This is a genomic window from Streptomyces sp. NPDC054765, from assembly GCF_053612065.1.
Map to the genome: position 1 here is coordinate 38,908 of NZ_JBSHBP010000058.1, position 9,672 is coordinate 48,579.

Sequence of the window (9,672 nt, forward strand, 5' to 3'; positions counted from 1 at the left end):
AGCGGCCTCGTATGCGGCGTTTCCGCCATCCTTCCACGGGGCGGGGCCGGTGATCGTGGGCGGTTTGCGATCGGGCACCGCCGGGGGTGCCGCCCGTCGCCCGCCGCCGCGAACACGGCGTCCGATTCCCGCCAGCCGGCCTCGCCCCCAGGGCCGACGCTGGACCCATGACGACCCACACACCGCACCTGTCCCCGCACCCCACGGCCCACACCGCTCTTCCCATCCCGGAAATCGCCCTCCAGGAGCTACGGGTCACCGATGACGCCGGGTGGCCCGCCGAGCCGTTCACCGCCCGTGCGGACGGGGTGCCGCACGATGCCGTCGGGTCGCTGCTGCGCTGCTGTCTGCGTGCGGCCCGGAGCGGCGAGCGGGTGGCGCTGGTCTCGTATGCGCCACTGCGCCGCTGGGCGGCCGGGACCGGGGCGAAGCCCGGGGCGTATGACGAGCAGGGGCCGGTGTTCATCCATGCCGAGGCGTGCGGCGGCCCGGACCGTGCGGCCGGCCGGTATCCGGCCGTACGGGCCGGTGCGCTGCGGACGCTGCGCCGCTACAACGACCGGGGGCAGATCACCGGCGGCCGGCTCCTGGAGGTTCCCGAGGACGCCGAGGCCGCGTTCGACGCGGCCCTCACGGAGGCGTTCGCCGACCCGGAGGTGGCTCTGGTGCAGGTCCGGGCCGTGGAGTACGGGTGCCTCCAGTTCGAGGTCCGGCAGCCGTGAAAGCCGGCCGTCGGCAGTCGTGAAAGCCGGTGGCACGGTGGCCGGTGGCCGTGAAAGCCGGCCGTCGGCAGTCGTGAAAGCCGTGAGCCGCCGGCCGTGAAAAACGGCAGCCGTGAAAAACGGCGGGTGCCCGTACGGAGACTCCGTACGGGCACCCGCCGTCATGCGGTGCGCTAGGCCGCGCAGCTCAGCCGCGCAGCTCCGCCGCGACCAGCTCCGCGATCTGGACGGCGTTCAGCGCCGCGCCCTTGCGGAGGTTGTCGTTGGAGACGAACAGCGACAGACCGTTCTCGGCGGTCTCGTCCGTGCGGATCCGGCCCACGAAGGACGCGTCCTGGCCGGCGGCCTGGAGCGGGGTGGGCACCTCGCAGAGGGCGACGCCGGGGGCGCCGGCCAGCAGCTCCTGGGCGCGGGCGGGGCTGATCGGACGCGCGAAGCGGGCGTTGACCTGCAGCGAGTGGCCGGTGAAGACCGGCACGCGGACGCAGGTGCCGGACACCTTCAGGTCCGGGATCTCCAGGATCTTGCGGCTCTCGTGGCGGAGCTTCTGCTCCTCGTCGGTCTCGTTCAGACCGTCGTCGACGACCGAGCCGGCCATCGGCAGCACATTGAAGGCGATCGGGCGGACGTACGTGTCCGGCTCGGGGAACTCCACGGCCGCGCCGTCGTGCGTCAGCTTGGTGGCGTCCTGCTCGACGGCCTTGCGGACCTGGCCGTCCAGCTCCTCCACACCGGCCAGACCGCTGCCGGAGACCGCCTGGTAGGTGGCGACGACCAGCGACACCAGGCCGGCCTCGTCGTGCAGAGGGCGCAGCACCGGCATCGCGGCCATGGTGGTGCAGTTCGGGTTGGCGATGATCCCCTTGGGGCGCTCGGTGATCGCCGACGGGTTGACCTCGGAGACGACCAGCGGGACGTCGGGGTCGCGGCGCCAGGCCGAGGAGTTGTCGATCACGACGGGGCCGGCGTCGGCGACCTTCTCCGCCAGCGCCTTGGACGTGGCGCCGCCGGCCGAGAAGATCACGATGTCCAGCGCCGAGTAGTCGGCGGTGGCCGCGTCCTCGACCGTGATCTCGGTGTCCTGCCAGGGCAGGGTGCGTCCGGCGGACCGGGCCGAAGCGAACAGCCGCAGCTGCTCGACCGGGAAGTTCCGCTCGGCGAGGATGCCCCGCACCACGCCGCCGACCTGTCCGGTGGCTCCGACGATTCCGATCCTCATGGGACTCCTTCTTTCTGGCCTGGCTCGGGTGTCTGCTCGGAACACCTGCTCAGTAGTGCCTCCATCATGTGTGTGACACCCGTCGCCTTGTCCAATCCGTTCCGTTCCGTGGCGGGTCGCACGGGCGGACGGCGACGGAGCGTGCCGGTGCGCACGCGGGGCGTACCGGCGCCGGCGGGCTCGCGGGCGTACCGGCCGGCCGGTGTGGTCGTGGGCATGGTCGTGGACATACCGACCGGCCGGTGGGCAGCGCGCCGCTACCCCGCGGAGTGAACGGCCGGCGACCGGCGGCCGCACCCCCGGGCAGGGCTCCATGACCGGCCGGTGGCCGGCAGATCCCTGTGCGGTGATGGGCTCCCCGCGTTGCGGTGGCGTTCACACACCGGTCATCCCCGATGCCAACCATCGCAGGTGACAGGGCAGTTGTGCTGCCCGGCCGCCTTCGCGTTCGCACCCGGGGAGCCTGCGTATGTCCCGTATACGGTCCGCCGCCGCCCGTCTTGACCGCCGTACGTTCCTCACCGCCACCGGAGCCGTCGGCGCCGCCACCGGCCTCGGTCTCGCCTTCGGCATCGGCCCCGACCGGTCGGCACAGGCCGCGACCGTCACCTCCGGCCCGGCCCCGGCCGCGCCCGTCCCGGTCGATGCCCCCGCGGTCCCCCGTACGCCGTACACCCGGGGCACCACGCTCGGCAGCGTGGCCGCCCCGCGCGGCAGCGGCGGCTACCGCCGGCTCGCCGACGGCCCCGCCTGGGACCGGGTCATACGCGCCGAGCTGGCCACGGCCCACGGCGGGCGCGAGCGGCGGCGCACCGCACTGGCGTCGTTCGTGCAGTTCACCGACCTGCACCTGGTCGATGTGCAGAACCCGCTGCGCTACGAGTACCTGCGCGCCGAGACGGCCAGCGCCTGGCGGCCGCAGGAGGCGCTGTCGGTGGCCGGGGTGGTCTCGCTGATCGAGCGGGTCAATGCGCTGCCCGGCGGGCCCGCCACCGGTGCCCCGCTGTCCTTCGTGATGACCACCGGCGACAACACCGACAACAACTCCAAGCTGGAGCTGGAGTGGCTCCTGACCGCGATGAGCGGCGGCCGGATCACCCCGAACTCCGGCGACCCGCGCCGCTACGAAGGTGTCCAGGACAGCGGGCTGAAGCTCTACTGGCAGCCGGACAGCGCGCTGCGCGACGCCGACAAGAACCTGGGCTTCCCACAGCTCGACGGCTTCCTGAAGGCCGCGATCCGGGCCGTCCACAGCCCGGGGCTGCGGCTGCCCTGGTACTCGACGGTCGGCAACCACGACTCACTGCCCGGCGGCTGCTATGCCCCCGGCGACCCCTTCTTCACCGAGATCGCCACCGGCGGCCACAAGCTGGAGACGCTGCCCGCCGCCGAGGCCGCCAAGGTCTGGAAGGCGGTCAAGGACGGCCTCGACCCCAAGGGCGCGGACTTCAAGCGGCTGCTGAAGGCCCACGCCAAGCAGGCCAGGAGGGTCACCCCCGACGAGCGGCGCGCCCCCTTCACCCGGGCCGAGTATCTGCGCGCCCACCTCGACCCGGCGCACACCGGCCCCGGCCCGCACGGCCACGGCTACACCTCCGCGCATCTCGACGCGAACCGCCTCTACTACACCTTCCGGGTCTCCGACGACGTCCTCGGCATCAGCCTGGACACCACCGACCCCGGCGGCCACTACACCGGCTCGGTCGGTGACGCGCAACTGCGCTGGCTGGAGCGGACCCTGCAGGAGAACGAGAAGGGGGAGAAGGCACATGTGCTGGTCTTCAGCCACCACACCGGCAAGACGATGAACAACACCCGCCCCGACCCGGCCCACCCGCACGAGAAGCGGCACGGCGGTGCGGAGCTGGTGGAGCTGCTGGCCGCCCACCCCCGCGTCGTCGGCTGGATCAACGGCCACAGCCACAAGAACGAGATCGTCGCGCACGGCAGCTTCTGGGAGATCTCCACCGCCTCGCACATCGACTTTCCGCAGCTGGCCCGGGTCATCGAGCTGGTGGACAACCACGACGGCACCCTGTCGCTGTTCACCACCCTGGTCGAGTCGGCGGCGCCGCACCGCACGGACTTCACCGACCTCTCGCAGACCGGACTGGCCGCCCTCTACCGCGAGCTGTCCTTCAACGCCCCCGAGGCCCGCACGGACCTCGCCGGCGCGGCCCGGGACCGCAACGTCGAGCTGCTGCTCAAGCGGCGCTGAGCGCCCGGACCGGCCGGGCACGCTTCAGCGCGGCAGCACCACCACATACGCGCTGGGCTCCCGGTCCCCCGCCGCCATCAGGGCCGTACGGATCACCGCGGCCTGCTGCTCGGGGGCCGTGCGCAGGGTGCGCGGCAGACAGCGCACGACGGTGATGCCCAGCCGCTCCAGATGCTCGCGCTTGTGGAAGAACGGCGACTGCAGCGGGTCCTCCTCGGGGCGCGCGGCCCGGGTGTCGATCTCCAGGGCCACCGCGTGCTCCGGCCAGAAGGCGTCCACACCGCCCAGCTGCGGCCCGCCCGGCAGCCGCAGCTCGACGTTCCACAGCGGGTCCGGCAGGCCGTGGGTGCGCACCATCGCATACAGCCGCTGCTCGGCCAGCGCCCGGCCCTCGGCCAGCAGGGTGTCCACCGCGTCCACCACGTGCGGCCGGGACAGCAGCCGGGCCCGGCTCAGCTCCCGCACCACGGAGGTCGCCTCGCAGTGGCCGCCGCGTACCGCCTCGGTCAGCAGCCGGCGCACCGTCGTGGCGTCGGTGAGCGCGCCGACCGCGTCCGCCACCGCGCGCGGCACCGGCGCGGCCGGCACCCCGGTGATCTCCTGCGCGACGGGCAGCTCCACCGTCCGCACGATCCGCGCGAAACCGGTCGAGCGCAGCCGCCGGGTACGGGCCACGAGCACGTCGATGCGGTCCAGGGCGAGCAGCGGGGGTGCCTCCGTGAAGCCGTGCAGGGCGAGCGCCGCCAGGCCGGTGATCATTGCCTCGGGGGCGTCCTGGGACTCGGCCGCCTGCCGGGGCACCGCCGGCCCCCGGTGACTGGCGTACAACAGGACCGCCCGCAGCCGTTCCTCGCCGGTGGGCGGCCCCGGGTGCAACAGATAGATACCGGGGAGCAGTTGTTGCCAGGGGCCGCCGGGGCGGCAGCGTTCGGCGGCCTCCGGCGCGGGGATGCCGTGCTCCCGCAGCTGACGGGTGCTCATCACCCGGCACTGCGCGTCGGAGAGGTGGCGGAGGGGGAGGGGGGAGAGCGGGGTGTCGTGGTTCATGACCCGTCGATTCCCGCGCCCGCTCCACTCCCTAACCGCTGTTACATGCCCGTACCACAAACCGGACAACCCTGTACTAAAGTACGGGCGTTCGACTGCCGAAAAGGGCTGGTCGTCACGGGGGTTACGGCCTCGGTCCGGCCGCCTCGTCACAAGCCTGTGCACGCAGCGCACGGGCCAGGTCGTCCCGCTTCTCCAGGACCAGCCGGCGCAGCGCCGGTGCCGCCCCTTCGTGCGCGGTCAGCCAGTCGTCCGCGGCGTCCAGCGTGGCCTGTTCCACCAGCCAGGACGGGAACAGCCCGTGCACCACGGCCATCGCGATCTCGATGGAACGCTCCCGCCACACCCGCTCGATCGCCGCGAAGTACCGCGGCCGGTAGGGGGCCAGCAGCTCCTGCTGCCCGAACTGCCCGAAACCGGCGACCGTCGCCTCCACCAGGGCGTTGGAGAGCGCATCGGACTCCACGGCCTGTGCCCACGCCTGCGCCTTGACCCCGGCCGAGGGGCGGGCGGCCAGACAGCGCACCTGGTGGCGCTTGCCGGAGGCGGTGTTGTCGCGCGCCAGCTCGGTGGCGATCACGGTCTCGTCCACGATGCCGTGCGCGGCCAGCGGCTCCAGGATCGTCCAGCGCAGCTCCTGGTCCACGTCCAGGCCGTCGATCTTCGCCGTACCGTCCAGCAGGCCCTGGAGCAGCTGGAGATCGGCGGGGCCGGCGGCAAGGGCGGTGAAGTGCCGGGCCCAGGCGAGCTGGTGGTCGCTGCCGGGCCCGGCCACCCGCAGCTCGTGCAGCGCGCCCTCGGCAAGCTCCCGGGCGGCGCGCTCGTGGCGGTCCGGCGCGGAGTACTGCTCCAGCGCCGTCCGCGCCTGCCCGTGCAGCGACTGCAGCACGCCGATGTCGGTCTCCCGGCCGGCGAAGCGCCGTACCAGGTCGAGGTAGTCGCGGGCCGGCATCAGCCCGTCACGGGTCAGGCCCCACAGCGCCGCCCAGCACAGCGCCCGCGCCATCGGGTCGGCCAGATCGCCGAGCCGGGCCCGCAGTGTGGCCAGCGAACCCTCGTCGAAGCGGACCTTGGCGTACGTCAGGTCCTCGTCGTTGACCAGCACCAGCTCGGGCCGTTCCAGGCCGGTCAGCGCGGGCACGGCGGTCCGCGGCCCGAAGACGTCCACCTCGGCGCGGGCGTAGCGCACCAGAGCGGAGTCCGCGTCCTGCCGCCGGTAGAGGCCGACCGCGACCCGGTGCGGCCGCAGCTGCGGGTGCGAGGGCGCCGCCTCCTGGAGGATGCTCAGCTCGGTGATCCGGTCCTGGGCGTCGTAAGTGACCTGTGGTGTGAGGGAGTTGACGCCCGCGGTCTGGAGCCAGGCCCGGGACCAAGCCGCCAGATCCCGCCCGGAGGTCTCCTCCAGCACCGCCAGCAGGTCCGTCAGCCGGGTGTTGCCGTAGGCGTGCCGCCGGAAGTAGCGCCGGGCGCCCTCCAGGAAGGCGTCCTGCCCCACATACGCGACCAGTTGCTTGAGGACGGCCGCGCCCTTGGCGTAGGTGATGCCGTCGAAGTTGAGCTTGGCGTCCTCCAGGTCACGGATGTCGGCGGTGACCGGGTGGGTGGAGGGCAGCTGGTCGGCGCGGTAGGCCCAGGACTTACGGCGGTTGGCGAAGGTGATCCAGCCGCCCGTGAAGCGCGTCGCCTCCACCAGCGCGAAGACGCCCATGAAGTCCGCGTAGGACTCCTTGAGCCACAGGTCGTCCCACCACTGCATGGTGACCAGATCGCCGAACCACATGTGCGCCATCTCGTGCAGGATGACGTTGGCCCGGTTCTCGTAGGACGCCTCGGTCACCCTCCCGCGGAAGACGAACTCCTCGCGGAAGGTGACACAGCCCGGGTTCTCCATGGCCCCGAGGTTGTACTCCGGGACGAAGGCGCTGTCGTACTTCCCGAACGGGTAGGGGAAGTCGAAGTGGTCGTGGAAGAAGTCCAGGCCCTGCTTGGTGACGGTGAAGATGTCGTCCGCGTCGAAGTGCTTGGCCAGCCCCTTGCGGCACAGCGCGCCGAGCGGGATCTCCAGCTCGGTGCCGTCCTCGAAGGTGCGGCGGTAGAGGTCGGACACGTAGTGGTACGGGCCGGCGACCACGGCCGTGATGTACGTCGAGATCGGCTCGGTCACCGCGAAACGGTGCCGGCCGCCCTCCGACTCGCCGTCCTGCGCACCGTTGCTGAGCACCCGCCAGCCTTCGGGGGCGGTCACCTCGAAGGTGAACGGGGCCTTGAGGTCGGGCTGTTCGAAGGTGGTGAAAACCCGGCGGGCATCGGCCGGCTCGTACTGGGTGTAGAGGTAGACCTCGCCGTCCTCGGGGTCCACGAAGCGGTGCAGGCCCTCACCGGTGCGGCTGTAGGCGCACTGCGCGTCGACGACGAGGGTGTTCTCGGCGGCCAGGGCGTCCAGCGCGATCCGGGTGCCGTCGAAGACCGCGGCGGGGTCCAGCTCCCGGCCGTTGAGGGTGACGGAGGTGACCGACGGCGCCAGCAGGTCGGCGAAGGTGGCGGCGCCGGGCTCGGCACAGCGGAAGCGCAGCGTCGTCCGGGAGCGGAAGGTCTTTGCGGCCGTACCGGACGCGACCGCTGAGCGGACGTCGAGCGCCACGTCGTAGGCGTCGACGCGCAGCAGCCGGCCCCGTTCCCGTGCCTCGTCCCGGGACAGATTCTCACCTGGCACGACGTGACTCCTTTGTCCTCGTCTCGAATATCGAACACCGGGAATCATGGCATGCCCGTTGTCGGTTGAACCTGCCACGGAACAGCGCCGCCGACCGACGTAGCACAGCTCTTATGAGGAGATCCCGTGTCCGACACCGCGAAGACCCCCGCAGACTTCTGGTTCGACCCGCTGTGCCCCTGGGCGTGGATGACGTCCCGCTGGATGCTGGAGGTGGAGAAGGTCCGCCCGGTCGAGGTGCGCTGGCATGTGATGAGCCTGGCGGTACTGAACGAGGACAAGCTCGACGAGCTGCCCGAGGCGTACCGCGAGAACATGCGCCCCGGCGGCAAGGCCTGGGGCCCGGTCCGGGTGGTGATCGCCGCACAGCAGCTGCACGGCGACGAGGTCCTGGGCAAGCTCTACACCGCGCTCGGCGCCCGCATCCACAACGAGGGCCTGGGGGTGACCCCCGAGAGCATCGCCGCCGCCCTCGACGACGCGGGCCTGCCCGCCGGCCTGATCGAGTACGCGGACAAGGACACCTACGACGCTCAGCTGCGCGCCTCCCACAAGGAAGGCATCGACCTGGTCGGCCAGGACGTCGGCACTCCGGTCATCGCCGTCCCCGGCCACGACGGGGGGCAGATCGCCTTCTTCGGCCCGGTCGTCACCCCGGCCCCCAAGGGCGAGGAGGCCGCCAAGCTGTGGGACGGGACGCTGATGGTCGCTTCCATCCCCGGCTTCTACGAGATCAAGCGGACCCGGACGCAGGGCCCGAATTTCGAGTGACACCGGGCCCGTGCCCCCGTTCCGTCCGGCGGAGCGGGGGCACGGACCAGCCGTCGCCGGTCCGCCGCCGGACAGGGGCCGGGCCCCACGAGTCACGTCCTCGTGGGGCCCGGCCGTTTCTCCGCCCGCCAGGCGAAAGGTGAGAAGACGATCACGAGGCGGGACGTCTCACGGCGTTACGGCGCCAGCAGCAAGTTGTTCGCGCGCTCCCGGGCCAAGCGGTACCGCTTGGCGACGTCCTGCCAGTTCACGACCTGCCACATGGCCTCGATGAAGTCCACCTTCTGGTTCTTGTACTGCAGGTAGAAGGCGTGCTCCCAGGCGTCGAAGACCAGGACCGGGACCGAGCCCTGTCCGACGTTGCCCTGGTGGTCGTAGATCTGCTCGACGATCAGCCGGCCGGAGACCGGCTCGTAGGCCAGCACCCCCCAGCCGGAGCCCTGGGTGGTGGCCGAGGCCTTGGTCAGCTGGGCCTTGAACCTGGCGAACGAGCCGAAAGACTCGGCGATCGCGTCGGCCAGCTCGCCCACGCCGTCCTTCTCCAGCGGCTCACCGCCGCCGTCGCCGGTCATGTTGTGCCAGTAGATGCTGTGCAGGATGTGGCCGGAGAGGTGGAACGCGAGGTTCTTCTCCAGGCCGTTGATGGTGCCCCACGCGTCCTTGTCGCGCGCCTCGGCGAGCTGCTCCAGGGTGTCGTTCGCGCCCTTCACATACGCCGCGTGGTGCTTGTCGTGGTGCAGCTCGATGATCTCGGGGCTGATGACCGGGGCCAGCGCCGAGTAGTCGTACGGAAGTTCCGGAAGTGTGTAGGTGGCCATGCCGAGCCTCTCCAACTGCTTACGACTTCTTATTGCAATCGATGTGCAGAAGCACGCTATCAGCAGGATCGGTCATCGGCCGGTCAATCGGTCATCGGCCGGTCATGGGCACCGGACCGGTCCCGAAGACGCAGGCGGGGCGGGACCTCCGAGGGAGGTCCCGC

Annotated in this window: 7 protein-coding genes; 3 read left to right on the top strand and 4 right to left on the bottom strand. The window is 71.6% G+C overall.

Translation table 11 applies throughout. The features are described 5' to 3' along the window. The first annotated feature begins 167 nt into the window (after positions 1-167). Positions 168-722 (top strand): DUF1203 domain-containing protein, encoded by a 555-nt coding sequence (locus tag ACWGJY_RS28985; RefSeq protein WP_453263819.1) that lies wholly within the window; start codon positions 168-170, stop codon positions 720-722. Positions 723-909: 187 nt separating this feature from the next. Here the strand turns inward: ACWGJY_RS28985 and ACWGJY_RS28990 are convergent, their stop codons facing one another. Then, positions 910-1,941, bottom strand: a complete 1,032-nt coding sequence (locus tag ACWGJY_RS28990; RefSeq protein WP_453263820.1) for an aspartate-semialdehyde dehydrogenase — start codon at positions 1,939-1,941, stop codon at positions 910-912. Positions 1,942-2,410: 469 nt separating this feature from the next. Here ACWGJY_RS28990 and ACWGJY_RS28995 point away from each other — a divergent pair, with 469 nt between their 5' ends. Continuing rightward, the gene (locus ACWGJY_RS28995; protein WP_453263821.1) at positions 2,411-4,159 is read left to right on the top strand and encodes a TIGR03767 family metallophosphoesterase; all 1,749 of its coding nucleotides are present in this window, start codon (positions 2,411-2,413) and stop codon (positions 4,157-4,159) included. A 24-nt stretch (positions 4,160-4,183) separates the two neighbouring features. Here ACWGJY_RS28995 and ACWGJY_RS29000 read toward each other — a convergent pair whose 3' ends face one another. Both ACWGJY_RS29000 and pepN read right to left on the bottom strand, forming a co-directional pair. Beyond that, on the bottom strand, positions 4,184-5,206 hold the full coding sequence (locus tag ACWGJY_RS29000) for a hypothetical protein (RefSeq protein WP_453263822.1): 1,023 nt from the start codon (positions 5,204-5,206) through the stop codon (positions 4,184-4,186). A 124-nt stretch (positions 5,207-5,330) separates the two neighbouring features. Beyond that, on the bottom strand, positions 5,331-7,919 hold the full coding sequence (gene pepN, locus ACWGJY_RS29005) for an aminopeptidase N (RefSeq protein WP_453263823.1): 2,589 nt from the start codon (positions 7,917-7,919) through the stop codon (positions 5,331-5,333). Between the two features lie 126 nt (positions 7,920-8,045). Here pepN and ACWGJY_RS29010 point away from each other — a divergent pair, with 126 nt between their 5' ends. Then, positions 8,046-8,690 (top strand): mycothiol-dependent nitroreductase Rv2466c family protein, encoded by a 645-nt coding sequence (locus ACWGJY_RS29010; RefSeq protein ID WP_453263824.1) that lies wholly within the window; start codon positions 8,046-8,048, stop codon positions 8,688-8,690. 176 nt (positions 8,691-8,866) lie between these two features. On the opposite strand, the gene ACWGJY_RS29015 is transcribed toward ACWGJY_RS29010, so the two are convergent. Further along, positions 8,867-9,508, bottom strand: coding sequence for a superoxide dismutase (locus tag ACWGJY_RS29015; RefSeq protein ID WP_453263825.1), 642 nt, complete (start codon positions 9,506-9,508; stop codon positions 8,867-8,869). Positions 9,509-9,672 lie beyond the last annotated feature (164 nt).